Source organism: Nonomuraea sp. NPDC049607 (genome assembly GCF_040675375.1).
Taxonomy (GTDB): Bacteria; Actinomycetota; Actinomycetes; order Streptosporangiales; family Streptosporangiaceae; genus Nonomuraea.
Genome location: NZ_JBFAOV010000023.1, coordinates 24,367 through 49,835, shown reverse-complemented (window position 1 = coordinate 49,835; position 25,469 = coordinate 24,367). Strand labels below are relative to the sequence as shown.

Here is a 25,469-nt window from a genome sequence, read left to right as displayed (position 1 = left end):
GCTCGGTGTTCTGCCTGGTAATGCCGCTATTTCTGCAACAACCGATTGCAGAAATCGTGCAATCAGCGTGCCCCGCACGTCAGCGGGTGAGGGGGAGCGGGCCGTGTTCGGGGGTGAAGAGCCGGTCGTCGAGATGGTCGACGGCGTACTCGATCGCGCCCGTCACCACGCACTCGTCGCCCAGCGTGGACGCCCGCACCTCCGGCATGCGCATGCACCGCCGCTCCAGTCGGTCGCGCAGCGGCCCGAGCAGCACGTCCGCCGACCGCGAGAACCCGCCGCCCAGCACCACGACCTGCGGATCGAGGACGAGCACCATGGCCGCCGTGCCCACGGCCAGGTCGTCGAGGTAGCGCCCGACGGCCTCCAGCGCGACCGGGTCGCCGTTCCTGGCGGCGGCCAGCGTGCAGCCGGCCGCGTCCTCCGGCGGCGTGCCCTCGGGGACGGCCGCGCACGTGTTGAGGTGCTCGGGGGCGTCGAACCAGCGGGACTCGGGCAGCATGGCGATCTCCCCGGCCGCCGCCCCGAACCCCCTGTGGACCTTGCCGCCGATGATCAGCCCGGCTCCCATGCGCCTGCCGACGTGCAGGAACACCACGTCCCTGGCGTCCTGGGCGACGCCCCGCCTGGTCTCGGCCATGGCCGCCAGGCGGCTGTCGTTCTCGATCAGCACCTGGCAGGGGAACATCTCGCGGATCCGGCCCGCCAGGTCGAGGTCGCGCCAGGAGGGGACGGCGGCCGAGTAGATGACCCGGCCCTCGACGTCGATCACGCCGATCGTGCCGACGGCGATCGTCCACAGGTCGGACACCGGGACGCGGCCGAGCGCCAGGCAGCCGGAGACGGCCCGCTCGATCGCGGCCAGGCGCTCCTCCAGCGGCGCGTCCGGCAGCACCGGCTGCCGGGTCTCGGCCAGGATCTCGCCGTCGAGGTCGGCCAGGGCGGCGCGCACGTTGTGGCCGCCCACGTCGACGCCCACCAGGTAGCCGCTGTCGGCGCGGAAGCGGTAGCGGCGGGCCGGCCGGCCCATCGAGCCGGGGCTCGGCGGGACCTCCTCCACCCAGCCCAGGTCCATCAGCTCGCCGGCGACCTCCTTCATGGACGGGCGCGACAACCCCGTACGCTCGGCCAGCGCCGACAGCGTGAGCGGCCCGGCCCGGCGCAGCGCCCGGATGGCGGTCAGCGAGTTGAGCTGTCGCAGCCGTGACAGGTCGCCGCCGCGTAGATCCGCCATCGCCGTCCTTAACGTAGGTCTCCTCTGTAAACACAGATTATCCCAGCGACCGTCCCTCAGGGGAACTCCACGAAATTGGGCGTTGAACCTCAGAAATGCCGGTGCTATTAATGAAGGGCTCCTTCGTAAAGTCCGGCTCGCTCCGCCATCGTCTGGCAGTGAGGAGATTCACTTGAAGATCGTTCCCAGGCCGGTCAGGCACGGGACCAGGCGCGGGAGGTTCGTCCTCGACGCGAGCACGGCGCTCACCGCCGATCCGGCGCTCGCCGGGGTGGCCGCCTGGCTGCGGGCCGAGCTCAGCCAGGTCGCCGGAGGTGAGCTGCTGCCCGGCACGCCGGGCCCGGGGACGATCACCCTGGGGCTCGGCGAGGGCCTCGGGCCGGAGGCGTACCGGCTGAGCGTGGGCGACGACGGCGTGGCCATCGACGCGGGCGGGCCCGCCGGGGCCTTCTACGGCGCGCAGACCTTCCGCCAGCTCCTGCCCGCCGCCGCCTTCCGCCGGACGCCGGGCACGGAACCCCTCGTCGCGCCGGGCACGTACATCGAGGACGAACCGCGCTTCGGCTGGCGCGGCTGCCTCCTCGACGTCGCCCGGCATTTCATGACGAAGCACGACCTGCTGAGGTTCATCGATCTGATGGCCCTGCACAAGCTCAACGTCCTGCACCTGCACCTCACCGACGACCAGGGCTGGCGGCTGGAGATCCGCCGGTACCCCCGCCTGACCGAGGTCGGCGCGTGGCGCCGGGAGAGCCGGACCGGCTGGAACGGCGCCATGGACGGCCGCCCGCACGGCGGCTTCTACACCCAGGACGACATCAGGGAGATCGTCGCCTACGCCGCGGCCCGCCACGTCACCGTCGTGCCCGAGATCGACCTGCCCGGGCACACGCAGGCCGCCATCGCCGCCCACCCCGAGCTGGGCAACCTCGGCACGGCTCCGGAGGTCCGCACCACCTGGGGCGTCGGCCGCAACGTGCTCAACGCCGAGGACGCCACCATCGCCTTCTTCCGCGACGTCCTGGAGGAGGTGCTGGAGCTGTTCCCCAGCCCGTACGTGTGCGTGGGCGGCGACGAGTGCCGCAAGGACCAGTGGCGGGAGAGCCCGTCCGCCCAGCGCCGGATCCGGGAGCTGGGGCTGCGGGACGAGGAGGAGCTGCAGAGCTGGTTCATCCACCAGTTCGACGACTTCCTGACCGGACGCGGCCGCCGGCTGGTCGGCTGGGACGAGATCCTGGAGGGCGGCCTGGCGCCGGGGGCGGTGGTGGCGTCCTGGCGCGGCGAGCTCGGCGCGGTGGCCGCCGCCCGGCGCGGGCACGACGTCGTCAACTGCTCCAACACCCAGGTCTACCTCGACTACCGCCAAGGGGTCGGGGAGGACGAGCCGGTGCCGTTCGGGACCGTGCTCACCCTGGAGGACGTCTACGCCTTCGAGCCCGTCCCGCGGGAGCTGCGCGGTGACCCCGCCGCGGAACGGGTTCTGGGCGCGCAGTGCGGGGTCTGGACGGAGCTGATCGACTCCAACCGGCGCATCGACTACATGGTCTTCCCCCGGCTGGCGGCCTTCGCCGAGACCGTCTGGGCGACGGCCGCGCGCGACCTGGAGGACTTCCGCGCCCGGCTGGCGGCACACCTGCCGAGGCTGGAGGCGATCGGGGTGGAGTACCGGCGGGAGTCGGGGCCGCTGCCGTGGCAGACCCGGCCCGGCGTGCCGGGCCGCCCGGAGGACCCGAAGGAGTGGCAGGCCACCGTCGACGCCTGGACCAGCAACCTGCGGGACCTCGCATGACGCCCCTGGAGCCGTCGGCGGGCGGGCGGGTGCTGAGCTGGCCCGGCTGCGAGAACGTGCGGGACCTCGGCGGCCTGCCGACCACGGACGGCGGGCGCGTCCGCTGGGGCGCGCTGGTGCGCGGCGACCGGCCGAGGAGCACGGCCGTCCCGGCGCTGCGGGCCCACGGCGTGCGGCTCGTCGCCGACCTCCGGCTGGCCGCCGAGTGCCGGGCCGACCCGGGCCCCGCCGTGCCGGGCCGCCGCCACCTGCCCGTCCTGCGGGACGAGGACGACGTCCTGGAGGCGCTGGACGACACCCTGCCCGGCATCTACCGGGTGATCCTCGACCGGGGCGCCCGCCGGTTCGCCGCCGTCCTGTCGGCCGTCGCCCACGCGCCGGCCGGAGGCGTCCTGCTGCACTGCCATTCCGGAAAGGACCGCACCGGGCTCGCGGTGGCGCTGGCCCTCTCGCTGGCCGGCGTCTCCCGTCAGGACATCGCCGCCGACTACGCCGTCACGGCCGTCTGCCTGCGCCTCGACGACCACCTCGCCGCTCTGGACGACGACGCCGTACGGGACAGGTCGTTGCGCCTGTTCGCCGAGGTCACCGCGGACACCATGCTCGCCGCCCTGGCCCACCTGGACGGCCGGCACGGCGGCGCGGAGGCGTACCTGCTGGCCGGCGGCCTGCCACCGGCCGATCGCGCCCTGATCAGGGCCCGCCTGGTGGAACGGTAGGGATTCACCCCGTACGGCCCCAGAAGTCGTACGGGTCCCGGCCCGGGCGGAAGCCGTGCGCCCGGGCCAGCTCCGCCGCCTCCCGGAACCGGCGCGCGACGACGGACGGCTCGTGGGCGTCGCTGCCGAACGTCACGGCCTGGCCGCCCTCCTCGCGCCACCACCGCAGCAGCGTCGCGTCCAGCGGCACGACCGTGTTGATCTCCAGCGCCCGGCCCGACCCGGCGGTCACCCGCAGCGCGTGCCGGAACTCCTCCTCGAAGTCGGCCGGGTCGAACGGCCCGGCCGCCCGCGGCCAGTACCGCACCGGGTAGTCGACGTGGGCCAGCACGGCGAACACGTCGCTGCCCGCCACGACCTCGGGGATCTCGGCCAGGTAGTCCCGGACGACCTCGGCGGCGGCGCGGCGGGCGTACAGGCCGGGCGGCTCGCGGAAGCCGTCGCCGGCGGGCAGGCAGTGCAGGGAGCCGAGCACCCGGTCGAACCGCCCGGCGGCCAGCACGCGGGCGACTCCCTCGGCGTGCCGGTGCGGCTCGCCCACCTCCAGGCCGCTCAGGATCCGCAGCCCGGGGAAGCGTTCGCGGCACCGCTCGACCGCCTCCAGGTAACCGGCGGCGTCGAAGGCCGGGGGAGTGAGGTGCCCGTCCGGTGTGGTCAGCGCGAGCAGGTGGTCGTAGCCGTCGAGGGCGCCGGGGTCGACCGTCCAGACGGTGTGGTCGAGGTGCTCGGTGAACGCGATCGCGGGCAGGCCCAGCTCCACCGCCCGCGCGCAGGAACGCTCCATGTCACCCCCCGCCGTGTCCCAGGACCACTCGCTGTGCACATGGCTGTCGGCAGGCAACGTCACAGGGTTCACTCCTCGGGGGTCAGGAGAAGATCAGCACGAATGTACCCCGCGAACGTCCCCGCGTCCCGGGCGCGGCCGCCTCGGGGAGGACGTCTGATCTGCCGTGAGATGCTGGCTTTCGTGACGACGACCGAGCCAGCCGGGCCCGCCCCGCGCCGCGGGCGCGGCCGCCCCGGCTACGACCAGGCCGCGATCCTGCGCGCCGCGGTGGAGCTGTTCAACCGCCGGGGCTACGACGCCACCAGCATGGGAGACCTGGCCAAGGAGCTCGGCCTGACCAAGCCGGCCATCTACCACCACGTCACGAGCAAGGAGCAGCTGCTCGGCCAGGCCCTCGACGACGCGCTCGACGAGCTCACCGCCGCCCTGACCGCCGCCACCCGCGACGCCGCCGGCCGCACCGCGTACGAACGCCTGCGCGAGGTCGTGCGGCGCAGCGTCGAGGTGCTGGTCGCCCACCAGCCCAGCGTCACGCTCCTGCTGCGCGTACGCGGCAACAGCCCGGTCGAGCTGGCGGCCCTGGAACGCCGCCGCTGGCTCGACGACCGCCTCGCCGCGCTGGTCGCCGACGCCGTCGCCGAGGGCGCGCTGCGCGACGACGTGCCGCCCGCGCTGGTCAGCCGGCTGGTGTTCGGCATGGTCAACTCGCTGGTGGAGTGGTACCGCCCGGACGGCGCCTACGACCGGGCGATGGTCGCCGACGCCGTCACCGCGATCGCCTTCGACGGCCTGGCCAAGCACGCACGCTGATCAGGGTTCACCAGGTGTAGAAGCCCTTGCCCGTCTTGCGGCCGAGGTGCCCGGCGGCCACCAGGTCGCGCAGGATCCGCGGCGGCTCGAACCGGGGCCCGAGCTCGCGGGCCAGGTGCTCGGCGATCGCGAGCCGCACGTCCAGGCCCACCACGTCGGTGGTGCGCAGCGGGCCCGTCGGATGGCGGTAGCCGAGGGTCATGGCCGTGTCGATGTCGGCCGCGCTCGCCACGCCCTCCTCCAGCATCCGCATCGCCTCAAGGGCCAGGCAGACGCCGAGCCGGCTGCTGGCGAAGCCGGGCGAGTCGGCCACCGTGACCGGCGTCCTGCCCAGCGCCTCGGTCCACTCCTGGGCCCGCTCGACCAGCTCGGGGTCCGTACGCGGCCCCACCACGACCTCGATGAGGTCGCTGACCGGGACGGGGTTGAAGAAGTGCAGCCCGATGAGCCGCTCCGGCGCGGCCAGGCCGGCCGCGAGCTTGCCGATCGACAGGCTGCTGGTGTTCGTGGCCAGCACCGCGCCCGGCGCCTGCCGTTCGACCTGCGCGAACACCTGGGCCTTGAGCGCCGCGTCCTCCGGCACCGCCTCGACGACCAGCTCGCACGGGCCCAGCTCGGCGGGGTCGGACGTCGTGCGCAGCCGGGACAGGACGTCCTGGAGCGGGCTGCCCAGGCGGCCCTTCTCCGCCGCCTTGGCCAGGCTGCCGGTCACCCGTTCCAGGGCCTGGGCGGCGGTCGCCGGGTCGCTCTCCACGACGATCACGTGGCTGCCGGCGGCGAGGAAGGCGTGCGCGATCCCCGACCCCATCCGCCCGCCGCCGAAGACGCCGACGATTTGTGGAAGTGTCGATGGCCGGGTCATGAGCGCGGCTCCTTCCGCCGGTCCAGGAACGCCGTCATGCGCGCGTGTTTCTCCTCGGTCTCGAACAGGACCGCCTGGGCCAGGTCGTCCACGAACGGGTGCGCGGCGCGCGGGGCGTGGAAGACGGCCTTGGTCAGCCGGGTCGCCAGCGGCGCCCGCGCCGCGATGCGGTCGGCGAGCCGGTGACCGGCGGCCAGCAGGTCCTCCGGCTCCACGACGTCGTTGAGCAGGTGGACCGCCCGCGCCTCCTCGGCCGTCAGCACCCGGCCCGCCAGCAGGATCTCCTTGGCCAGCGGCTCTCCGACCAGCTCGGCCAGCCGCCAGGCGGCCCCGGCGGCGGCCAGGATGCCGAGGTCGGTCTCCGGGTTGCCGATCCGGGTGCGCGGCGTGCCGATCCGGAAGTCGCAGGCGTAGGCCAGCTCGGCACCGCCGCCCAGGGCGTAGCCGTCCACGAGGGCCACGGTCGGCATCGGCAGCCGGTGGATCCGGTCGAAGATCCTGGAGTTGATGCCCCGCAGCGCGTCGCCCCGGTCCCGTTCGCGGAGCTGGGCGATGTCCGCCCCGGCGGCGAAGGTCGTCCCCTCGCCGGTGAGCAGGACGACGCGCGGCTCCTCCTCGACGGCGGCGCACGCCTCGTGCAGCGCGGCGACCAGCTCCCGGTCGATGGCGTTGCGCACCTGCGGCCGGTTGAGCCGCCACACCACCCGGTCGGCGCCCTCCTCGACGATGAGGGTCATGGGCGCTCCGCCTGGGGAGCGCGGGCTTCGGTCACGGAAGGCTCCTCTGTGTGGGGATCAGGCGTCGTAGTCCACGGTGACATGGTCGCCGGCCGGGAAGGTCTGGCAGGTGAGCACGAAACCCGCCTCCACCTCGGCCGGTTCGAGGGCGTAGTTGCGGCGCATGTCCGCCGCGCCCTCGCGGACCACCGCCCGGCACGTGCCGCAGACCCCGCCCCGGCAGGCGAACGGCAGGTCGGAGCGGGTCTGCTGGGCGCCGTCGAGCAGGGTCGACTCGCGCGAGACGGTGGCGGTCGTGCGCCTGCCGTCGAGCACCGTCGTCAGCACGGTCGTCGCGCCGGCCGGCACGCCCTCCGGCCGCCTCGGCTGCGGCGGGGGAGCGTCGACGTAGAAGAGCTCGACGTGCACGTTCGCGGCCGGGACGCCGAGCTCGGCCAGCACCCGGCGAGCGTCCTCGACCATGCGCAGCGGCCCGCAGAGCCAGACGTGGTCGAACGTCTCGATCGGCACCAGCTCGGTGAACATCCGCCGCAGCCGGTCGCCGTCCAGCCGGCCGGAGAACAGCTCGACGTCGCGCGGCTCCCGGGAGAGCACGTGGACGAGCTGGAAGCGGGGGCCGTACCGGTTCTTGAGGTCGCCGAGCTCCTCGGCGAACATCACGGTCCGGCTGGTCCGGTTGCCGTACAGGAGAGACACCTGCGCGCCGGGATGGGCGAGCACCGTCGAGGCGACCGACATCATCGGGGTGATGCCCGACCCGGCGGCCACGCACAGGTGCCGCTCGCCCAGGCCGGGGTCGGCCTGCCAGGAGCCGGTCGGGGTCTGCACCTCGATCCGCGTCCCCGGCCGCACCTCGCGGACCAGCCAGGAGGAGAAGAGCCCGTCCGGGATCTCCCGGACGCCGATGCGCGGCGCCTCCCCGGCCGGGGCGCAGATCGAGTACGACCGCCGTTCCTCCCGGCCGTCCACGAAGCGGCGCAGGGTGAGCGACTGGCCGGCGCGGAAGGCGTACGCCTCGCGCAGTTCGCCGGGCACGGCGAAGGTGATCGCGGCGGCGTCCTCGCACAGGTGGTCGACCGCCGCCACGGTCAGTGAGTGGAAGGCGGCGTGCGCCCGGGCCGGCGCGGGCGCGAGCGTGGTCATCTCATATCTCCTTGACATGCTCGAACGGTTCCAGGCAGTCGGCGCAGGCGTAGAGGGCCTTGCAGGCGGTGGCGCCGAACTCGGAGGTCGGCCGGGTGGCCCGCGACCCGCAGCGCGGGCAGGCCGGGGCGGGCCTGACCGGGCCGAGCGTCAGCGGCACCGGCCCGGACGTCCGGCGGGCCGGTCCCGGCACCGACAGCCCTGCCGCGCGCAGGGCGGCCCTGCCGCGCTCGGAGATCCAGTCGCTCGACCACGGCGGATCGAGCACGACGCGCACCTCGACCCGCGGGAAGCCCGCCTCCCGCAGCCCGTGGACGAGGTCGTCGCGCATGGTCGCCATGGCCGGGCAGCCGGTGTACGTCGGGGTGATGGAGGCGACCACGACCTCGCCGTCCGGCCCCGGCTCCACCTCGACGCCGCGCAGCACGCCGAGGTCGGCGAGCGTGAGCATCGGCATCTCCGGATCCCGCACCCGCTCGGCGACCCGGACGGCCCGCTCCCGGGCGTCGGGGAGGACGGGGCCAGGGTGCTCGCGGGCGTCCGGGGGCGCGTGGCCGGTGTGCTCGCGGGCGTTCACCAGCGGCCTGCCGGGTGGGCGCGGGCGACCGACTGCATGTCGGCCAGCAGGACGGTCATCGCCGGGGTGTGGCCGCCGTCCCGGCCGCCGCCCGGCTCGCCCTCGCCGCCCGGACGGGGCACGCCGCTCACGGCGAACACCTGGCCGAGCACGGCGTCCACGTCGGCACGCAGCGCGGCGGGATCGACGGCGACCCCCGACCGCGCGAGCGTCAGCTCGACGGGATGCGCGGTGACCAGCTCGGCCAGCAGCGGCCACAGCTCGCCGAGCGCGGCGTCGAGCCTGCGGCGCGACTCCTCGGTGCCCTGGGCCAGGGTGAGGAACCAGCGGCCCGCCCAGTCCCGGTGGTAGGCGACCTCCTTGACGCCCTTGGCGGCGACGGCGGCCAGCACCGTGTCCACGCTCGCGGCCAGCCGCTCCAGCAGCGCCAGCCGGGCCGTCGAGAACAGCAGCAGCCGCACGACGACGTGCGCGAAGTCGCCGTTCTCGACCTCGGCCAGCCACACGTTCCTGAACTGCCCGGCGTCGCGGAAGAACGCCAGCGCGTCCTCCGGCGGCACCGGCGAGCCCTCCGGGAGCGCGGGCGCCACGCCGGGATCGGCCGCGGCCGCCCGCGCCAGCAGCAGGCGCGCCTGCCCGAGCAGGTCGAGCGCCACGTTGGCGAGCGCGATGTCCTCCTCCAGGTCGGGCGCGCGGCTGCACCACTCCGCGAGCCGCTGCGACAGGATCAGCGCGTCGTCGCCGAGCATCAGGCAGTACGCGGCCAGCTCGGCCGAGCCGACCCCCTCGGGCACGGACGTGTCGACGCCCGCCAGCGGGTCCTCGAAGTCCGTGCCGAACGCCCACTGCGTGGAGTCCCCGCCGGCCAGGCCGTCGAAGATGCTCTCGTGGTCATCGCTCACGCTGGACCCCCTCTCACATGTGCGGGACGTCGTCGGGAATGTCGTAGAACGTCGGGTGCCGGTAGACCTTGTCGCCGCTCGGCGCGAACAGCGGGTCCTTCTCGTCCGGGCTGGAGGCCGTGATGGCGTCGGAGCGTACGACCCAGATGCTCACGCCCTCGTTGCGCCGGGTGTAGACGTCGCGGGCGTGGCGCAGGGCCATCGCGTCGTCGGGAGCGTGCAGCGACCCGACGTGGACGTGGTTGAGCCCGCGCTTGACCCGGACGAACACCTCGTAGAGCGGCCATTCCCGCCGATCGGCGCTCATCGGGCACCCGCCCCGGCGGCCGAACGGCTCGCGAACGCCGACGCGGCCTCGCGCACCCAGGCGCCGTCCTCGTGGGCGGCCCGGCGGTGCCGCATGCGCTGGGCGTTGCACGGCCCGTCGCCGCGGATGACGGCGGCCAGCTCCGACCAGTCGGGCTGTCCGAAGTCGTGGTGCCCGCGCTCCTCGTTCCAGCGCAGGTCGGGGTCGGGCAGCGTGACGCCGAGCGCCTTCGCCTGCGGGACCGTCATGTCGACGAACTTCTGGCGCAGCTCGTCGTTGGAGTTGCGCTTGACGCCCCAGGCCATCGAGCGTTCGCTGTTGGGCGAGTGTTCGTCGGGCGGGCCGAACATCATGAGGGAGGGCCACCAGAACCGGTTCACCGACTCCTGGACCATCTCCCGCTGGGCGTCGGTGCCGCGCATCATCGTCATCAGCAGTTCGTAGCCCTGCCGCTGGTGGAAGGACTCCTCCTTGCAGATGCGGATCATGGCGCGGCCGTACGGGCCGTAGGAGGTGCGGCACAGCGGCACCTGGTTGCAGATCGCGGCGCCGTCCACGAGCCAGCCGATGGTGCCGACGTCGGCGTAGGACAGCGTCGGGTAGTTGAAGATCGAGGAGTATTTCTGCTTCCCGGCCAAGAGGAGTTCGGTCAGCTCGGCGCGGGAGACGCCCAACGTCTCGCACGCGGAGTACAAATAGAGGCCGTGTCCGGCTTCGTCCTGCACCTTGGCCAGCAGGATCGCCTTGCGGCGCAGCGACGGGGCCCGCCCGATCCACTCGCCCTCGGGCTGCATGCCGATGATCTCGGAGTGCGCGTGCTGGGCGATCTGGCGGACGAGCGTCCTGCGGTACGCCTCCGGCATCCAGTCGCGGGGCTCTATCCGGTCGTGACCCGCGATGGTCGCGTCGAAGGCGGCCTGCAGCCGCTGCTCCAGGTCCGGCTCCGCCGGCGTGGTGGTCATCGTCCCTCCGAGGCATCGGTCTTATTTACTTATCGCTCGGTCAGTAATACGGTTGCATGAGTCGGGGCTTCCGCGCAAGAGAGGAGACAGCGTGAGCGCGCTGCTGGAGAGCTACGCCGCCGGACGATGGTTCCGCGCGGCCGACGACGGGGAACCCTTGCTCGACGCCGCGACGGGCGAGGAGGTCGCGCGGATCTCCAGCAAGGGGCTGGACGTCGCCGCCATGGTCCGGCACGCCAGGGACACCGGCGGCCCGGCGCTGCGCGCCCTGACCTTCCACGAACGGGCCGCCCTGATCAAGGCGCTGGCCAAGCACCTGATCGAGCGCAAGGACGCCCTGTACGCCCTGTCCACCCGCACCGGCGCCACCGCCCGCGACACCATGGTCGACGTCGACGGGGGCATCGGCACCCTGTTCAGCTACGCCAGCAAGGGCGTGCGCGAGCTGCCCAACGACACCGTCGTCCTCGACGGCGGCCTGGAACGCCTGGGCAAGGGCGGCACCTTCGCCGGCCAGCACATCTACACCTCGCGGCCGGGCGTCGCCGTGCAGATCAACGCCTTCAACTTCCCCGTCTGGGGCATGCTGGAGAAGCTGGCGCCGGCCTTCCTGGCCGGGCTCCCGTCCATCGTCAAGCCCGCCGCCCAGACCGCCTACCTCACCGAGCTGGCCGTCCGGCAGATCATCGAGTCGGGCATCCTGCCCGAAGGGACGCTCCAGCTCCTGTCCGGCAGCCCCGCCGGGCTGCTCGACGAGCTGACCGTCCAGGACTCCGTGGCCTTCACCGGCTCGGCCCACACCGCCGGCATCCTGCGCCGCCATCCGAACGTGCTCGACCGCGGCGTCGTCCTCGGCGTCGAGGCCGACTCGCTCAACTGCTCGATCCTCGGCCCCGACGTGCGCCCGGACGATCCGGAGTTCGACCTGTTCGTCAAGGGCGTCGTCGCCGAGATGACGGTCAAGGCCGGGCAGAAGTGCACGGCCATCCGCCGCGTGCTCGTGCCGGAGAACCTGGCCGGGCAGGTGGTCGAGGCGCTGGCCGCCCGCCTGTCGAAGATCACCGTCGGCGACCCGCGCAACCCCGACGTGCGGATGGGCCCGCTGGCCGGCCTCGGGCAGCGCGAGGAGGTGCGCAAGGCGGTCGAGGCGCTGCTGGCCGGCGCGGAGGTGGTCCACGGCGACCCGCGGGGCGCGTCCCTGCTCGACGGCGACCCCGAGCGCGGCGCGTTCATGACCCCGCTGCTGCTGCGGGCCCGTCCCGGCGCCGCCGAGCCGCACGACGTGGAGCCGTTCGGGCCGGTCGCGACCGTGCTCGCCTACGACGGCGTCGAGGAGGCGGTCGCCCTCGCCGCGCGGGGCAGGGGCAGCCTGGTCGCCTCCGTCGCCACCCACGACCCGCAGGTCGCGCGGTCCGTCGTGCTCGGGCTCGCGCCCTGGCACGGCCGGGTCCTCGTCCTCGACCGCGACGACGCCAAGGAGTCCACCGGGCACGGCTCGCCGCTGCCGGTCCTCGTCCACGGCGGCCCCGGGCGGGCCGGCGGCGGGGAGGAACTGGGCGGCGTGCGCGGCGTCCTGCACCACATGCAGCGCACCGCCGTCCAGGGCTCCCCGGACCAGCTCACCGCCATCACCGGCCGCTGGACGACCGGCTCGGCCCGCGCCGAGTCCGGCGTCCACCCCTTCCGCAAGTCGCTGGCCGAGCTGCGGGTGGGCGACACGATCGCCTCCGCGCCGCGCACGGTCTCGCTCGCCGACATCGAGCACTTCGCCGACTTCACCGGCGACACCTTCTACGCCCACACCGACCCCGAGGCCGCCGCCCGCAACCCGCTGTTCGGCGGCATCGTCGCGCACGGGTACCTGGTGGTGTCCCTGGCCGCCGGGCTGTTCGTGGACCCGGCGCCCGGCCCGGTGCTGGCCAACTTCGGCGTGGACGGGCTGCGCTTCCTCACCCCGGTCAAGGCCGGCGACGCCATCGCCGTCGCGCTGACCGTCAAGCAGATCACGCCGCGCAGCGGCGCCGACTACGGCGAGGTCCGCTGGGACGCCACCGTCACCAACCAGGACGACGTCCCGGTCGCCACGTACGACGTGCTGACCCTCGTGGCCAAGACCTGGCGGGAGGGCTGACGTGGCCGACACCCCGATCCTGCTCGAACGCGACGGCGCCGTGGCCGTCGTGACGCTCAACCGCCCCGACCGGCGCAACGCCCTGGACGACGGGCTCAAGAAGGCCCTGCGCCGGGCGCTGGAGGAGGTCGCCGCCGACGACTCGGTCAGGGCCGTGCTGCTGACCGGCGCGGGCCGCGCGTTCTGCGTCGGCCAGGACCTCGCCGAGCACGCCGAGGCCCTGCGCGCCGACCCCGGCCACGCCTTCGACACCGTCGAGGCGGACTACGCGCCGGTCGTCCGGCTCCTGGCCACGATGCCGAAGCCGGTCGTCGCCGCCGTCAACGGCACCTGCGTCGGCGCCGGGCTGGCTCTCGCGCTCGCCTGCGACCTGCGCGTCATCGCCGAGGAGGCGAAGCTCGCCACGGCGTTCGCGGGCATCGGGCTCACCTGCGACTCCGGCCTGTCGGTGACGCTGACGCGGGCGGTCGGCGAGTCCAGGGCCAAGGAGCTGGTGCTGCTGGGCGAGCCGTTCGGGGCCGCGCAGGCGGTCGCGTGGGGCGTCTCGGGGCGGGTGGTGCCGAGGGCCGAGGTGTGCATGGCGGGACGTGAGCTCGCCGCCCGGCTCGCCGCCGGGCCGACCGCCGCCTTCGCCGAGTCCAAGCGGCTCATCGCGCAGGGGTGGGAGCAGGGGCTCGGCGCGGTGCTCGCCGCCGAGGCGCGCGCACAGGCCCGTCTGGGGCTGACCGCCGACCACGCGGGCGCGGTGGAGGCGTTCCTCGCCAAACGCCGCCCCACCTTCGAGGGACGCTGACCTTCGAGGGACGCCGAGCTCCGAGGAACACAGCCTTTCGAGGGACGCCGCCCTTCGAGGAACGCTGCCCCGACCCCTCTGTGGGGGCCGGGGCGGCGCCTCAGCTCTCGTGTGCCCCCCACTCCGCGCCCCGGCCGCGGGCCTCCTCGAACACCAACCAGGTCCGGGTGGCCCGCACGCCCGGGATGTCTTGGATGCGTTCCAGCACCACGTGCCGCAGCGCCGCGTTGTCCGGCGTCCTGACCAGCACCAGGACGTCGTAGTCGCCGCCGACCATGGCGAAGTGCTCCACGTAGGGCGTCTCGCGCAGCCTGGCCGTGACCTGGCGCCAGGAGTTCTGCTCGATCGTCACCGACACGTACGCGCTGGTGCCCAGGCCCGCCCGGTGCGGCGCGAGCTCGGCGGTGAAGCCGGTGATCACGCCGTCGTCCATCAACCGGGTGAGCCGGGCGTAGACGTTGGCGCGCGAGACGTGCACGCGTTCGGCCAGCGTACGCATCGACATCCGGCCGTCGCGCAGCAACTCGGCGATGATCGCCCGGTCCACCGCGTCCAGGTTGGCGGCCGAACGTCCCGGCCAGCCGCTCTCGATGCCCTCGTTGGCCGACAATTGGCCCTCCTGAAGTCCTCTATGAATCCATTTGTCGCTCATCATGCCTGATGTCTTGAACGTATGGCTCCGGAAGCGGACGCTTTCCCTCACAAACGTCCAGAGAAAGTGAGCGTCGCCATGTCCGTGAGGAGGAGTCCGCGGACGGTCGAGGGCCTGCTGCCCTCACCCGAGCCGGTGCGCTTCGTCGCCGAGGACGGCACCGCCGTCGAGCCGCCCGCCGGGTACGCCGAGCCCACCGGCGAGCACCTGATGGAGGCGTACCGGCGGATGGTCCTGGGCCGCCGCTTCGACCGCCAGGCGACCGCGCTGACCAAGCAGGGCCGGCTGGCCGTCTACCCCTCCAGCCGCGGCCAGGAGGCCTGCCAGATCGCCGGCGTCCTCGCGCTGCGCGAGGACGACTGGCTGTTCCCCACCTATCGCGACTCGGTCGCGCTCGTCTCCCGCGGCCTCGACCCGGTCGAGGTGCTGACGCTGCTGCGCGGCGGCTGGCACTGCGGCTACGACCCCGCCGCCACCCGGGTGGCCCCCCAGTGCACGCCGCTGGCCACCCAGACGATCCACGCGGTCGGCATGGCCGACGCCCTGCGCCGCAAGGGCGAGGACGGCGTCGTCATGGCCTTCATCGGCGACGGCGGCACCAGCGAGGGCGACTTCCACGAGGCGCTCAACTACGCCGCGGTCCTGCGCGCCCCCGTCGTGTTCCTCGTCCAGAACAACAAGTACGCCATCTCGGTGCCGCTGGCCAAGCAGAGCGCGGCCCCGGCGCTGGCCTACAAGGGCATCGGCTACGGCATCCCCTCCGAGCAGGTGGACGGCAACGACCTCGTCGCCGTGCTGTCGGTCCTGGACGCCGCCGTCGCGCACGCCAGGACCGGCGGCGGCCCCTTCCTCGTCGAGGCGCACACCTACCGCATGGACCCCCACACCAACGCCGACGACCCCACCCGCTACCGGGAGAGCCAGGAGGTCGAGCAGTGGGAGTCGGCCGACCCGCTGGCCCGGCTGGAGACGTACCTGCGCGGGCGCGGCCTGCTCGGCGCCGAGGACGTCGCCGCCGCGCACAAGGCCGCCGAGGAGTACGCCGCCCGCCTCCGCGACGCGATGAACGCCGACCCCGAGGCCGACCCCTTCGAGCTGTTCGACCACGTCTTCGCCGAGCCGACGCCCCAGCTGAACGAGCAGCGGGCCCTGCTGGCGTCCGAGCTGACCGCGCGGGAGGACTGAGATGACCGCGACCACCCCCAACGCCTCCATGAGCATGGCCCAGGCGCTGAACGCCGCCCTCCGGGACGCCCTGCGCGAGGACGAGCGCGTCCTCGTCTTCGGCGAGGACGTCGGCCCGCTCGGCGGCGTCTTCCGCGTCACCGACGGGCTCACCAAGGAGTTCGGCGAGGAGCGGTGCTTCGACACGCCGCTGGCCGAGGCGGGGATCGTGGGCCTGGCCGTGGGCCTGGCCATGGGCGGCTTCCGTCCGGTGATCGAGATGCAGTTCGACGCCTTCGCCTACCCGGCCTTCGAGCAGATCGCCTCGCACGTGGCCAAACTGCGCAACCGCACCCGCGGGCGGCTGTCGCTGCCGATCGTGATCCGGATCCCGTACGCAGGGGGCATCGGCGGCGTCGAGCACCACTGCGACTCCAGCGAGGCGTACTACGCCCACACGCCGGGGCTGAAGGTCGTGACGCCCGCGACGGCCGACGACGCGTACTGGCTGCTGCGCGACGCCATCGCCGACCCCGATCCGGTGATCTTCATGGAGCCCAAGCGGCTGTACTGGTCGAAGGAGGAGACGTCCACCGCGGACCGGCGCGCCGCCGGGTTCGGCCGCGCGGCCGTCCGCCGCGAGGGACGCGACGCCACGCTCGTCGCCTACGGGCCCAGCGTGCCCGTGGCGCTCCAGGCCGCCGAGGCCGCGGCCCAGGACGGGCTCTCGCTGGAGGTGGTCGACCTGCGGACGATCGTCCCGTTCGACGACGAGACCGTGGTGGCCTCGGTGCGCAGGACCGGGCGCTGCGTGGTGATCCAGGAGGCGCAGGGGTTCGCCGGGGTGGGGGCGGAGATCGCCGCCCGCGTGCAGGAGCGGTGCTTCCACTCGCTGGCCGCTCCGGTGCTGCGCGTCACCGGGTTCGACATCCCGTACCCGCCGCCGATCCTGGAACACTCCCACCTGCCGGACGTGGACCGCGTCCTGGACGCCGTGGACCGGCTCCAGTTCGACGACGAGCCCGACCTCCTGCACCTCACCCGGGAGGCGTCATGACGGCGACCGCCGCGCGGCAGGTGTTCCGGCTGCCCGACCTCGGCGAGGGCTTGACGGAGGCCGAGATCGTCGAGTGGAAGGTGACCGTGGGGGACACGGTCGAGATCGACCAGATCGTGGTGGAGGTGGAGACGGCCAAGGCAGCGGTGGAGGTGCCGGTGCCGTACGCGGGGACCGTACTGCGGCTGCACGCCGAGGCGGGCGCGGTCGTGGCGGTGGGGGAGCCCCTCATCGAGGTCGGGGCCGGGTCCGACGGCCGTGCGGCCGGCCCGGCGGAGGACCCGGCGGCGGCGCGGTACCGGGAGGAGGAACGCGCCGGTTCGGGCAACGTCCTGATCGGCTACGGCACCACCGACACCCCGCCCAGGAGCCGCCGCCGCCCCCGCCCTGCCAAGCCCCTTCCCTCCCACCCCTCCACCCCGACCTCCAGGCCCGCACCCGTGCCCGCACCCGTGCCCGCACCCGTGCCCGCGCCTGGGCCCGAGCCCGCTTCCGGGCGTGTCCCGGCGCCCGTGGTCGCGGCCGGGCCTTCGTCGTCGGGCGGGGCGGAGGGCGCGCCTCGGGTGATCTCGCCGCTGGTCCGCCGGATGGCTCGCGATCATGGTGTGGACCTCACCGCCGTCGTCCCCACCGGCCCCCACGGCGTGATCCTCCGCCGCGACGTCGAACAAGCCATCGCCGCCCCCATCCCCGCACCCGCACCCGCCCCTGACACCCCGTCCGCCGGGGCCGCGACGGGGCTGGTGGCCGAGCGCATCCCGCTGCGTGGCCTGCGCCGTACGGTGGCCGACAAGCTTACTCGCAGCCGCAGCGAGATCCCCGATGCCACCACCTGGGTGGACGTGGACGCCACCGACCTGATCACCGTCCGCGACACCCTGCGGCGGACCAGCCCGGACCTGGGCGTCGGCCTGCTGGCACTCCTGGCCCGCGCCTGCGTTGCCGGCCTGCTGCGCTTCCCCGAGCTGAACGCCTCGGTCGACACCGACCGGGCCGAGATAGTCCGCCATGGCCACATCAACCTGGGCTTCGCCGCCCAGACCGACCGCGGCCTCGTCGTGCCGGTGGTCCGCGACGCCCACCTCATGACCACGGCCCGGCTGGCCGCGGAACTGACCCGGCTGACCGGCCTGGCCCGCTCGGGCGGCCTGCCTCCGGCCGCGCTGACGGGAGGCACGTTCACCCTCAACAACTACGGCGTCTTCGGCGTGGACGGCTCCACCCCCATCATCAACCACCCCGAGGCCGCGCTCCTGGGCGTGGGACGGGTCATCGACCGCCCCTGGGTGCACGACGGCGCGGTCGTGCCCCGCAAGATCACTCAGCTGTCCCTCACCTTCGACCACCGCGTCTGCGACGGCGGCGCGGCGGGCGGCTTCCTGCGCTTCGTCGCCGACTGCGTGGAGAACCCTGCCGTGCTGCTCGCCCACGTCTAGCGGCACGCTCCCCACACCGGCGAACGTCACCCGGTGGACCCGAGGGCGACGCCCCTCGGGCCCACCGAACGCCGGGCACCCGGCGAGGAGCGCGAGCTGTCGCCTGCCACGGCCCCGTCAGAGGCAACGCGGACGATGGCAACCTTGCTTGGTGTACGCGCCGGTACCGCGCCCTCTCAGAGGCCGGCATGGAGGAAGAGCCCGATGCCTGATCCCACCTCGACAGACCTGTGGTCCACGATCGGCGAGCTGGTGGCGTGGCTGGACCGTAACAACGGCCGGGACCCGCACGAACTCACGCTGCGTGTCATGAAGATCGGCGAGGAGTTCGGCGAGGCGGTCGAGGCCCGCATCGGGGAACTCGGCCAGAACCCGCGCAAGCCCGCCTCCCACACCCGCCAGGACCTCGCCGACGAGTTGTGCGACGTGATCGTGACGGCGATGGTGGCCCTCAGCTCCGTCGTCGACGACCCGCGGGCTGTGTTCGAGGCGAAGCTGAGGAAGATCGCCGACCGCGTCTCAGCGTTGGAGGACAAGCGCGCCTGACCTTTCCGGGTCAGCCGTGCGAGCCACCGCAATGGCGCTCGCCGCGCACTATGCAGGCGCCGACCGCGGATCGCTCCTCACCGCCGTGTCCAACGGCTGCCTTCGCCGACATCCCGCGAGCCGAGGCATAGGCCTGCGCCTGCGTCTGCGCCTGGCTGTCACGCGCCAGGAGCCCGGTAAGCCACATTCATCCGCGTGGCTTCGTCGACCTCCTCCGCCGTCAGCAGGGCGACCGTTGTCGTCCGCACCGCCCCGGACGCCGACACCGCCAACCCCAACGCCGCCGACGCCGCATTGCTCGGCAGGTCGACGACCACGAACGTGTCCGTCTCGCCGAACGCGAAGTACATCTGCTCGACCCGCCCGCCCAGGCTTTCCACCAGGCGATCCACCGCTTGTCGGCGTCCGGTGCCACCGTCCCGCAGCACCCCGCGGAGACCCTCTGTGGTGTACGTGGACTGGATCAGATATTTGGGCATGGGCGAGTTCCTCTTCTCGTGCCGCCGCCTCGGTGCGAGGTGGCTGTCGCAGGTCACGAGGTCGGAATTCTCGGCCCGGGATGAAGGTAATCCCACCGGTGGTGCTGGGTTTTCCCTGCGGCCTCTCGACGCCGGCCGACGCCGCCGTCTAGGCCGAGACCGTCAGTGCCACGATCACCATCCCGAGCGTCAGGTCGAGTGCGGCGCAGAACTCGGCCATCGACCGGGCCACCACCTTGTTCCTGCGCCAGAGGACCACGTCCAGAACGGCATGCCCCACCAGGGCCGCGGCGACCAGGTAGCCCCCGACCGCAGGCGACAGGGACAGCGCGGCCACCGACACCGCCCCGAAGACCAGCATCGCCGGAACCTGCGCCGCGACGAGCGTCGGCCTCCTCACCAGCCCGTCCGTCAGGTCGACGACGGCGACGCACACCGCACCCCCGACCAGCCCCGGCCACGGCTCCAGCGCGAGCAGCCGCAGCACCGCCACCGCCACCACGGACGCCCCGAACAACGGCCAGGCCACCCCCGGCCTGCCGGTCACCGCCGTGGCGAGGTAGACGAGCGCGGCGAGGAACACCACAAGGGCCGCGTCCCGCCCGTCCTCCAGCCCCAGGACGTTGAAGACCATGAAAGCCACGCCCAGCCCCGTGGGCCAGCGACGTGCCACGGCCATGAGCACCCGGCCGGTGGGGGAGCGCTCCTGCGAGCCGCCTTGCGCGGACGACATCTCAACCATGCCCCGACTCTCCCGCGCCACCTCCGCCCACCTTGTGGCCGAACACCCTGAACGTCCAGAATCCTGCGATCCCGGTCCACCCACCCCATGTTCACCGCCACCACGTGCGTGAAGCAGACGGCCCCGGGGTGACGGACGCCTGTGAGGGGGAGGCGGTCCGCCGTCAGGCCGGCGCGACCGACCGCAGCCAGACCGCCGCCGAGTACGGGCTGGTGAAGCGGAGCACGCGCAAGGGAGCGAAACGCGGATCACGGGTGCGCCGCCGGATCTCCGCCTGCCGCGCCGCGTGCTGCGACCAGGCCCACCACGCCGGATGATCACTCTGGAACCATCCGGCGACCGTTTCCCGATTGCCGTTGAAGACGGGTTCGCGCAGAACCGTCCTGCGCAGCGAACGCCGCAGGACCCGCGGCATGACGACCCGGCGCGGATAGTCCAGCCAGACGATGGTGTCGGCGCGTTCCCACAGCAGGTCGCGCACCTCCGGGTAGCCGAAGGAGTCGAAGATCCACGCCGGGGTCCCGGCGATCTCGGCGACCCGCTCCGGGAACGCCTCGTCCACGGCCCAACCTGGCCCCGCGAAGTACAGGCCGTCCATCTCGTGACAGGGCACGGCAAGCCGGTTGCTCAGTGCGCGCGCGAGCGTCGACTTGCCCGCCCCGCTGATGCCCGCCACCAGAATCCGCTGCATCCCCGGCAGGCTAGCGCAACCGTACCCGCCGAGCCCGCGACGCTGCCAGGCCATTCCAACGCCCCACGCCCCTGCCGGGCGACCAACCGGAAGCCCCGCCAAACAGACCCGACCCGCCCCTCACCGAGCGTCCCGACCGGACAGACTCCTCGGCGGAGAGGTGACGAGACAGCCTGCACGAGCAGTAACACGGGCTCCAGATCGCGCGTGACTTTGGCTGGACCATGGGCCGTGCGTGACACCGGCTGGACCACGGGCCGTGCGGGACACCGGCTGGACCACGGGCCGTGCGTGGCACCGGCCAGACCACAGAGCGTGCGTGGCACCGGCCAGACCACGGTCTGACAACCCGTGGTAGGACTTCGCCGCTCCAAGATCAGACCCTGGTCCGACGCGTTCCCGACCCCCGCGCCGCAATCATGACCGCATGCTGAAACCCCTCGCCACGATCCTGGCCGTCCTGCTGGCGATCACCGGCCAACCCGCCATGGCCACCGCCACCCCAAGCGCCGAGACCCGACCCGGCAGCGAGAACACGGTCCGTCCCTCCTCGGCCACCCGATCCGCCATGACGGCCGGTTCCTCATTGACCTGGCAGCCCTGCCCCAACGACAAGATCGGCATGGCGTGCGCCGACCTCCAGGTCCCGGTCGACTGGCGCAAGCCCGACGACCGCAAGATCACACTGAAGCTGGGCAGGCTGAAAGCGACCGGCACCTCCGAAGGGTCGGTCCTGGTCGCCTATGGCGGCCCAGGAGGCCCCGGCATCGCCACCACCGCAGCCGTCCCCGACTGGTGGGCCCGGCTGCGCGAGCGCATGGACATCGTCACCTGGGACACTCGCGGCTACGGCGAGCAGTTCGGCGGCCTGAGCACCGGCCTCGCGTGCGTCTGGACCCGCATCCCCATCCCGGAAGCCCCACGTGACGACGCCGGCTTCGGCCGACTGTCCGACACCAACCGCGGCTTCGCCGAGGCATGCCGCCACCAGGACCCCCAACTGTTCGCCAACATGAGCTCGGCCGACCAGGCCAGAGACATGGAGGCGATCAGAAAGGCCCTGGGCGGCGCGAAGCTCAACTACTACGGCGCCTCCTACGCGGGCTTCTACGGCCAGGACTACGCCCGCCTCTTCCCCGACCAGATCCGCACGATGGTCCTCGACGGCACCTGGAACCACAGTCCCGCTGACTGGTCGCGCGAACTGGAGGAGATGGCGAAATCCAACGAGCAGTCCATGCGGCGCTTCTTCACCTGGTGTGCCACCCATGACTGCCAAGACATACCCGGCCTCTGGCACAAGCTGACCGAACGAGCCCGCCGCAAGCCCATCGCCACCACGACGGTCAGCATGGCCTACGACGCCCGCGACCTGCAGTCCCTCGCCGTCTTCATGGCCCGCCAAGGAGCCCCCGGCTGGCCCGCCCTGGCACGCGCGATCCGCAAGGCGGCCGGCCAGGGCGACGCCTCCGACTTCGTCCCAGCCCGCGGGGCCCGCTACCCCGACCAGACCACCCCCGTCACCGAATGCCTCGACTGGCCGCGCCCCACGACCCTCAAGGAACTGGCCAGCACCGACGCCCGCCTCCGCAAGATCGCTCCTCTCACCGGCACCGCCAACACTCTGGCCTCGGCGACCCTCACCTGCATCGGCTGGCCCGTCCCGGTCACCAACCCACCCGCTCCCCTCCCGAAGGGCGTGCCCCCCGTCCTGGGAGCAGGCGCCTGGGGCGAGTCGGACGCGGTCGAACGTGTCCTGGCCGACGTCCCCGGCAGCTCCACCATCCGCCACGACGGCCCGGGTCACACCCTCTACGGCTTCAACCCCTGCGCCCGCGACCTGATGAACCGCTACTTCACCGACCTGACTCTGCCACCGCCGAACACCCAATGCTGACCACCGCGACCCCTCCGGCAGCCAGCCATCCGGGCGAACGGGAACGTCCTCGTCCCACGCTTGCGCCGGAGCCGTTCGGCTCCCGAGCACGAGAAGCCGGAGCACGAGAGGAAGAACCCAGTCGTGCTGGGGTAGTACGCCAGGTGCAGTCGGCGATCTTCAACTCGGCCGGACGGGGCTCTGCGGCGCCCGGTGGAACTCGATGCTCACGAATCGGCCGTCGGCGAAGCCGAGGCGCGCACCGTCGCAGTGCGCGAACGGCGTCCCCCAGGAGTCATGTGAAGCGTCCGGAAAGCACGCCGCCAACGCCAGCTCGATCGCCCCTCCATGCCCGACCAGGAGCGCCGAGCAGCCGTCAGCGACGTCGCGGACCGTGTCCACCCAGATCGCTCGGTGGGTCTCGGCCACGGTCGCCGCCTCCCGACCCTCCCGGATGATCTCCGCGAGACGCCGGTAGGGCTCGGTCCAGCCCCATTGCGCGTGCCGAGCGATTTCTCCCGGCACATAACCTGACGGCATCTCCATGGTGTCGTCGACGGCGAAACCCATCGCAACAGCGGTCTCGACGGCCCGAGGAGACGAACTGGTGACCACACGCTCGTAGGGGCCGACTCCGGAGCCGACGAAGCGGGCGAGGGCTATCCCGTCAGCCGACAGGTGTGACCCACGGCCACGTGCCGCGCCCTTCTTGGTCAAGCTGTGTCGGCGCACGTCGAGCCAGCGCACTTGGCGTCCTCCTGCAACGGTGTTCCGGTGGGCAAGGGCAGAGACGCGTACGGCCACCGCGATGATCGAGCGGTGTGCTGACAACCAAAGATCACGTGGTGGCCGCAGGCCAAAGCGTAGCCGTGCCCGTCCGAGCAAACGACGGTGAAGATCCACCAGCGAAGGGCGTAGGGGAGATGGTGAGGGGCGGCTGTCACGCCGATCTCGGCCCGGCCCCGGCGTGCCGACCAGGGGTGGACTCTGGCTGCCGCGGAAGTCGCACAAGGGGGCGCCGACCTCGTGCGGCCACGGTCTTGACTGGGCGGGTCAGATCGACTAGACCACAGGAAGCCCGGCGATCATCACGCAGTGGAGGACACGATGTCCGGCAGAGCGTTGGTACGACTCGCGGCCCGCGCCGCGTTATCCGCAGTCACGACGGGCGCGCTGGTCGCGGCCGCCGCCATGCCGGCCGCCGCGACGGCCCTGGACCGGCCGCCGCGGACGACCAAGGGGCCGTGCGCGTACACCGAGACCCCCGACGACCCGGCCGTGCGCAAGGTGCCGCTGCCGCCGGACCCGCGCCGCACCCCCGACCGTCCGGTCTCGGCGGTGCTCAGGACCAACCACGGCGACATCGGGCTCACCCTCGACCCGGCCAAGGCGCCGTGCACCGTGCAGAGCTTCGTGCACCTGATCCGTCACCGCTTCTACGACGTCACCTCCTGCCACCGGCTCACCGCGTACGACCGGCTGAAGGTGCTGCAGTGCGGCGACCCCAGCTTCACGGGCGAGGGCGGGCCGGGCTACCGCTACAAGGACGAGCTGCCGACCGACCTGCCGCCGTGGCCCGGCGACACGACCGGGGTGCGCAAGACGTACGCGCGGGGCGTGCTGGCCATGGCCAACGCCGGGCCCGACACCAACGGCAGCCAGTTCTTCCTGGTCTACGGTGACTCGGGTCTGGCGCCCAACTACACGGTCTTCGGTACGGTCGACGCCGCCGGGCTCGCCGCGCTCGACCGCATCGCCGCCGGCGGCATCCAGCCGGAGCCCGACGGGCCCACGCCGCCCGTCGACGGCAAGCCCGTCCTGCCGGTCGACATCCGGGACGCCAAGGTCTGCCGCAGGTAGGCGCCACTCTTGCCCCCGTCCCACCCGCCGGTGGAACGGGGGCGGGTTCAGCCGGGGGTGTCGGCGCCGCGCCGCGCCTGCCAGGGCAGGCGGTTCTCCAGCTCGATCTCCAGCGAGAAGCTGAGGAAGGTCCGTACGAGCACGATGAGCGCGAGCACGCCGACGCTCACGAACGTCGGCGCCACCGCCACGGTACGGATGATGTCTCCGGCCACCAGGAATTCGAGCCCCAGCAGGATCGCCCGCCCGAGGCCCTGCCGGTAGGCGCGGTAGACGTCGTTCGGGGACCGTCCCTCGCGCAGTCGCAGGACGAAGGACACGGTGGCGGCCAGGGCACCCAGCACGATGATCGCCACGCCCGCGAGATCGACAGCCTGGCCGATCGCCTCCACGATCCACGCGAAGTTCATGACCACCCTCTTTGTCCCGCCTTCAGCAAGGATCGGCGGCCTCCGCCCGGCCCGCCTCCCCGACACGCCGCACCAGCCAGGCTCTTTGCCGGGGCACCCGGCGGGATCTCGACGGCGGCCCCGGACGAGGGTCAGGACTCCTGTCCGCCGGTGGGGAGGGAGTCGAGCCACTGGGCCAGGCGGGCGCCCTGACGGGTCATGATCTCGGGATCGCGCAGGGCGTTGGCCAGCAGCGACATCCCCTGGTACGCGCCGACGAAGGCGAGCGCGAGATCGTCGGCGTCGGGCAGGCCGAGGGCCCGGAACTGGCGTTCCGACCAGTCGAGGAGCAGCCGCATGACCCGGCCCGCCTCGACGTCGAGGCCGCCCTCGGCGCGTTTGTCCAGTTCGGCGGCGAGGGTGCCGGTGGGGCAGCCGTACCGGGCGGCGACGTCGCGCCGGCTCACCCAGGCGTCCACCATGGCCTTGAGCCGGGCGCGCGGGTCGGGTAGCCGGTCGAGTTCGGCGGTGAGCTCGGCCAGGTGCCCGGCGTGCTCGGACAGCGCGGCCAGGATCAGTTCGTCCTTGGTCTTGAAGTAGTAGTACACGTTCCCCACGGGCACGCCGGCGGCCTCGGCGATGTCGGCGATGGTCGTCCGCTCGACGCCCTGCTCGTGCAGGACGCGGGCGGCGGCGGCCATCAGCCTGCGCCGCTTGTCGGCCCCCCGGGACCGGGTCCTCGTTGAGTCAGTCACCCAACTCACTATACGTCCGGGACGGCTGTGACGAGCGCTCATCCGTCCGGACGACACCGGGCGCGGTTG

At 73.0% G+C, this 25,469-nt stretch carries 27 protein-coding genes; 11 read left to right on the top strand and 16 right to left on the bottom strand.

Annotated features, from left to right (window positions below; translation table 11 throughout):
* Window positions 1-79 precede the first annotated feature (79 nt).
* Window positions 80-1,234, bottom strand: a complete 1,155-nt coding sequence (locus AB0J97_RS34765) for an ROK family protein (protein WP_364096708.1) — start codon at window positions 1,232-1,234, stop codon at window positions 80-82.
* Window positions 1,235-1,412: 178 nt separating this feature from the next.
* Here AB0J97_RS34765 and AB0J97_RS34760 point away from each other — a divergent pair, with 178 nt between their 5' ends.
* Window positions 1,413-3,023 (top strand): beta-N-acetylhexosaminidase, encoded by a 1,611-nt coding sequence (locus AB0J97_RS34760; RefSeq protein ID WP_364096965.1) that lies wholly within the window; start codon window positions 1,413-1,415, stop codon window positions 3,021-3,023.
* A complete protein-coding gene (locus tag AB0J97_RS34755) occupies window positions 3,020-3,742 on the top strand; it encodes a tyrosine-protein phosphatase (protein WP_364096705.1) in 723 nt (240 codons plus the stop codon). Before AB0J97_RS34760 ends, AB0J97_RS34755 begins: the two co-directional genes overlap by 4 nt.
* Window positions 3,743-3,746: 4 nt before the next feature.
* On the opposite strand, the gene AB0J97_RS34750 is transcribed toward AB0J97_RS34755, so the two are convergent.
* Window positions 3,747-4,589: a PHP domain-containing protein gene (locus AB0J97_RS34750; RefSeq protein ID WP_364096702.1), complete on the bottom strand. Its 843-nt coding sequence runs from the start codon at window positions 4,587-4,589 to the stop codon at window positions 3,747-3,749.
* A gap of 120 nt (window positions 4,590-4,709) precedes the next feature.
* Here AB0J97_RS34750 and AB0J97_RS34745 point away from each other — a divergent pair, with 120 nt between their 5' ends.
* Window positions 4,710-5,339 carry a TetR/AcrR family transcriptional regulator gene (locus AB0J97_RS34745; protein WP_357695531.1) on the top strand — a complete coding sequence of 210 codons (630 nt, stop codon included), beginning with the start codon at window positions 4,710-4,712 and terminating at the stop codon, window positions 5,337-5,339.
* A 7-nt stretch (window positions 5,340-5,346) separates the two neighbouring features.
* On the opposite strand, the gene AB0J97_RS34740 is transcribed toward AB0J97_RS34745, so the two are convergent.
* The 7 genes from AB0J97_RS34740 to paaA form a co-directional block, all read right to left on the bottom strand.
* Window positions 5,347-6,201, bottom strand: a complete 855-nt coding sequence (locus AB0J97_RS34740) for a 3-hydroxyacyl-CoA dehydrogenase family protein (RefSeq protein WP_364096698.1) — start codon at window positions 6,199-6,201, stop codon at window positions 5,347-5,349.
* Entirely contained in the window at window positions 6,198-6,938 is a 741-nt protein-coding gene (locus tag AB0J97_RS34735; RefSeq protein ID WP_364096695.1) for an enoyl-CoA hydratase/isomerase family protein, read from the bottom strand. The genes AB0J97_RS34740 and AB0J97_RS34735 overlap by 4 nt, the downstream gene beginning before the upstream one ends.
* A 57-nt stretch (window positions 6,939-6,995) precedes the next feature.
* Window positions 6,996-8,081: a 1,2-phenylacetyl-CoA epoxidase subunit PaaE gene (gene paaE / locus AB0J97_RS34730; RefSeq protein ID WP_364096692.1), complete on the bottom strand. Its 1,086-nt coding sequence runs from the start codon at window positions 8,079-8,081 to the stop codon at window positions 6,996-6,998.
* Between the two features lies 1 nt (window position 8,082).
* Window positions 8,083-8,553, bottom strand: a complete 471-nt coding sequence (paaD, locus tag AB0J97_RS34725) for a 1,2-phenylacetyl-CoA epoxidase subunit PaaD (RefSeq protein ID WP_364096962.1) — start codon at window positions 8,551-8,553, stop codon at window positions 8,083-8,085.
* A gap of 101 nt (window positions 8,554-8,654) precedes the next feature.
* Window positions 8,655-9,560, bottom strand: coding sequence for a 1,2-phenylacetyl-CoA epoxidase subunit PaaC (gene paaC / locus AB0J97_RS34720; protein WP_364096689.1), 906 nt, complete (start codon window positions 9,558-9,560; stop codon window positions 8,655-8,657).
* Window positions 9,561-9,573: 13 nt separating this feature from the next.
* The gene (gene paaB / locus AB0J97_RS34715; RefSeq protein ID WP_357695543.1) at window positions 9,574-9,867 is read right to left on the bottom strand and encodes a 1,2-phenylacetyl-CoA epoxidase subunit PaaB; all 294 of its coding nucleotides are present in this window, start codon (window positions 9,865-9,867) and stop codon (window positions 9,574-9,576) included.
* Entirely contained in the window at window positions 9,864-10,829 is a 966-nt protein-coding gene (paaA, locus tag AB0J97_RS34710) for a 1,2-phenylacetyl-CoA epoxidase subunit PaaA (RefSeq protein ID WP_357695545.1), read from the bottom strand. Before paaA ends, paaB begins: the two co-directional genes overlap by 4 nt.
* A gap of 91 nt (window positions 10,830-10,920) precedes the next feature.
* Between paaA and paaZ the strand changes: the two genes are divergently transcribed.
* Together paaZ and AB0J97_RS34700 are read left to right on the top strand one after the other, a co-directional pair.
* On the top strand, window positions 10,921-12,960 hold the full coding sequence (paaZ, locus tag AB0J97_RS34705; protein ID WP_364096684.1) for a phenylacetic acid degradation bifunctional protein PaaZ: 2,040 nt from the start codon (window positions 10,921-10,923) through the stop codon (window positions 12,958-12,960).
* A 1-nt stretch (window position 12,961) separates the two neighbouring features.
* Window positions 12,962-13,753: an enoyl-CoA hydratase-related protein gene (locus AB0J97_RS34700; RefSeq protein ID WP_364096681.1), complete on the top strand. Its 792-nt coding sequence runs from the start codon at window positions 12,962-12,964 to the stop codon at window positions 13,751-13,753.
* Window positions 13,754-13,853: 100 nt separating this feature from the next.
* On the opposite strand, the gene AB0J97_RS34695 is transcribed toward AB0J97_RS34700, so the two are convergent.
* Entirely contained in the window at window positions 13,854-14,363 is a 510-nt protein-coding gene (locus AB0J97_RS34695; RefSeq protein ID WP_364096678.1) for an Lrp/AsnC family transcriptional regulator, read from the bottom strand.
* Between the two features lie 120 nt (window positions 14,364-14,483).
* Here AB0J97_RS34695 and pdhA point away from each other — a divergent pair, with 120 nt between their 5' ends.
* The 4 genes from pdhA to AB0J97_RS34675 all read left to right on the top strand — a co-directional run bounded on the left by pdhA (window position 14,484) and on the right by AB0J97_RS34675 (window position 18,608).
* Window positions 14,484-15,590 (top strand): pyruvate dehydrogenase (acetyl-transferring) E1 component subunit alpha, encoded by a 1,107-nt coding sequence (gene pdhA, locus AB0J97_RS34690; protein WP_357695554.1) that lies wholly within the window; start codon window positions 14,484-14,486, stop codon window positions 15,588-15,590.
* 1 nt (window position 15,591) lies between these two features.
* Window positions 15,592-16,626 carry an alpha-ketoacid dehydrogenase subunit beta gene (locus AB0J97_RS34685; RefSeq protein WP_357695556.1) on the top strand — a complete coding sequence of 345 codons (1,035 nt, stop codon included), beginning with the start codon at window positions 15,592-15,594 and terminating at the stop codon, window positions 16,624-16,626.
* Window positions 16,623-18,062 (top strand): dihydrolipoamide acetyltransferase family protein, encoded by a 1,440-nt coding sequence (locus tag AB0J97_RS34680; RefSeq protein ID WP_364096673.1) that lies wholly within the window; start codon window positions 16,623-16,625, stop codon window positions 18,060-18,062. The genes AB0J97_RS34685 and AB0J97_RS34680 overlap by 4 nt, the downstream gene beginning before the upstream one ends.
* A gap of 204 nt (window positions 18,063-18,266) precedes the next feature.
* Window positions 18,267-18,608, top strand: a complete 342-nt coding sequence (locus AB0J97_RS34675) for a MazG-like family protein (RefSeq protein ID WP_364096670.1) — start codon at window positions 18,267-18,269, stop codon at window positions 18,606-18,608.
* A 158-nt stretch (window positions 18,609-18,766) separates the two neighbouring features.
* Here AB0J97_RS34675 and AB0J97_RS34670 read toward each other — a convergent pair whose 3' ends face one another.
* The 3 genes from AB0J97_RS34670 to AB0J97_RS34660 form a co-directional block, all read right to left on the bottom strand.
* Complete coding sequence (locus AB0J97_RS34670) at window positions 18,767-19,087, bottom strand: GYD domain-containing protein (RefSeq protein ID WP_357695560.1); 321 nt, start codon at window positions 19,085-19,087, stop codon at window positions 18,767-18,769.
* A gap of 148 nt (window positions 19,088-19,235) precedes the next feature.
* Window positions 19,236-19,829, bottom strand: coding sequence for a hypothetical protein (locus tag AB0J97_RS34665; protein WP_364096667.1), 594 nt, complete (start codon window positions 19,827-19,829; stop codon window positions 19,236-19,238).
* Between the two features lie 163 nt (window positions 19,830-19,992).
* Complete coding sequence (locus AB0J97_RS34660; protein WP_364096664.1) at window positions 19,993-20,520, bottom strand: hypothetical protein; 528 nt, start codon at window positions 20,518-20,520, stop codon at window positions 19,993-19,995.
* A 427-nt stretch (window positions 20,521-20,947) separates the two neighbouring features.
* On the opposite strand from AB0J97_RS34660, the gene AB0J97_RS34655 reads away from it, so the two are divergent.
* Window positions 20,948-22,417 carry an alpha/beta fold hydrolase gene (locus AB0J97_RS34655; protein ID WP_364096661.1) on the top strand — a complete coding sequence of 490 codons (1,470 nt, stop codon included), beginning with the start codon at window positions 20,948-20,950 and terminating at the stop codon, window positions 22,415-22,417.
* Between the two features lie 159 nt (window positions 22,418-22,576).
* Here AB0J97_RS34655 and AB0J97_RS34650 read toward each other — a convergent pair whose 3' ends face one another.
* Entirely contained in the window at window positions 22,577-23,143 is a 567-nt protein-coding gene (locus tag AB0J97_RS34650; RefSeq protein WP_364096658.1) for a histidine phosphatase family protein, read from the bottom strand.
* A 360-nt stretch (window positions 23,144-23,503) separates the two neighbouring features.
* Here AB0J97_RS34650 and AB0J97_RS34645 point away from each other — a divergent pair, with 360 nt between their 5' ends.
* Window positions 23,504-24,256, top strand: coding sequence for a peptidylprolyl isomerase (locus AB0J97_RS34645; protein ID WP_357695570.1), 753 nt, complete (start codon window positions 23,504-23,506; stop codon window positions 24,254-24,256).
* 47 nt (window positions 24,257-24,303) lie between these two features.
* On the opposite strand, the gene AB0J97_RS34640 is transcribed toward AB0J97_RS34645, so the two are convergent.
* Entirely contained in the window at window positions 24,304-24,666 is a 363-nt protein-coding gene (locus AB0J97_RS34640) for a DUF1622 domain-containing protein (RefSeq protein ID WP_364096654.1), read from the bottom strand.
* Between the two features lie 131 nt (window positions 24,667-24,797).
* Window positions 24,798-25,400, bottom strand: a complete 603-nt coding sequence (locus AB0J97_RS34635) for a TetR/AcrR family transcriptional regulator (RefSeq protein WP_364096651.1) — start codon at window positions 25,398-25,400, stop codon at window positions 24,798-24,800.
* Window positions 25,401-25,469 lie beyond the last annotated feature (69 nt).

Excerpts from the sequence above, each read along its gene's own strand:
- AB0J97_RS34675 (WP_364096670.1), top strand. The coding sequence starts at position 18,267 with ATGCCTGATCCCACCTCGACAGACCTGTGGTCCACGATCGGCGAGCTG.
- paaE (WP_364096692.1), bottom strand. The coding sequence starts at position 8,081 with ATGACCACGCTCGCGCCCGCGCCGGCCCGGGCGCACGCCGCCTTCCAC.
- paaB (WP_357695543.1), bottom strand. The coding sequence starts at position 9,867 with ATGAGCGCCGATCGGCGGGAATGGCCGCTCTACGAGGTGTTCGTCCGG.
- AB0J97_RS34665 (WP_364096667.1), bottom strand. The coding sequence starts at position 19,829 with ATGGTTGAGATGTCGTCCGCGCAAGGCGGCTCGCAGGAGCGCTCCCCC.
- AB0J97_RS34755 (WP_364096705.1), top strand. The coding sequence starts at position 3,020 with ATGACGCCCCTGGAGCCGTCGGCGGGCGGGCGGGTGCTGAGCTGGCCC.
- AB0J97_RS34765 (WP_364096708.1), bottom strand. The coding sequence starts at position 1,234 with ATGGCGGATCTACGCGGCGGCGACCTGTCACGGCTGCGACAGCTCAAC.
- AB0J97_RS34645 (WP_357695570.1), top strand. The coding sequence starts at position 23,504 with ATGTCCGGCAGAGCGTTGGTACGACTCGCGGCCCGCGCCGCGTTATCC.
- AB0J97_RS34680 (WP_364096673.1), top strand. The coding sequence starts at position 16,623 with ATGACGGCGACCGCCGCGCGGCAGGTGTTCCGGCTGCCCGACCTCGGC.
- AB0J97_RS34655 (WP_364096661.1), top strand. The coding sequence starts at position 20,948 with ATGCTGAAACCCCTCGCCACGATCCTGGCCGTCCTGCTGGCGATCACC.
- pdhA (WP_357695554.1), top strand. The coding sequence starts at position 14,484 with ATGTCCGTGAGGAGGAGTCCGCGGACGGTCGAGGGCCTGCTGCCCTCA.
- AB0J97_RS34660 (WP_364096664.1), bottom strand. The coding sequence starts at position 20,520 with ATGCAGCGGATTCTGGTGGCGGGCATCAGCGGGGCGGGCAAGTCGACG.
- AB0J97_RS34685 (WP_357695556.1), top strand. The coding sequence starts at position 15,592 with ATGACCGCGACCACCCCCAACGCCTCCATGAGCATGGCCCAGGCGCTG.
- AB0J97_RS34735 (WP_364096695.1), bottom strand. The coding sequence starts at position 6,938 with ATGACCCTCATCGTCGAGGAGGGCGCCGACCGGGTGGTGTGGCGGCTC.
- paaA (WP_357695545.1), bottom strand. The coding sequence starts at position 10,829 with ATGACCACCACGCCGGCGGAGCCGGACCTGGAGCAGCGGCTGCAGGCC.
- AB0J97_RS34740 (WP_364096698.1), bottom strand. The coding sequence starts at position 6,201 with ATGACCCGGCCATCGACACTTCCACAAATCGTCGGCGTCTTCGGCGGC.
- AB0J97_RS34640 (WP_364096654.1), bottom strand. The coding sequence starts at position 24,666 with ATGAACTTCGCGTGGATCGTGGAGGCGATCGGCCAGGCTGTCGATCTC.
- AB0J97_RS34670 (WP_357695560.1), bottom strand. The coding sequence starts at position 19,087 with ATGCCCAAATATCTGATCCAGTCCACGTACACCACAGAGGGTCTCCGC.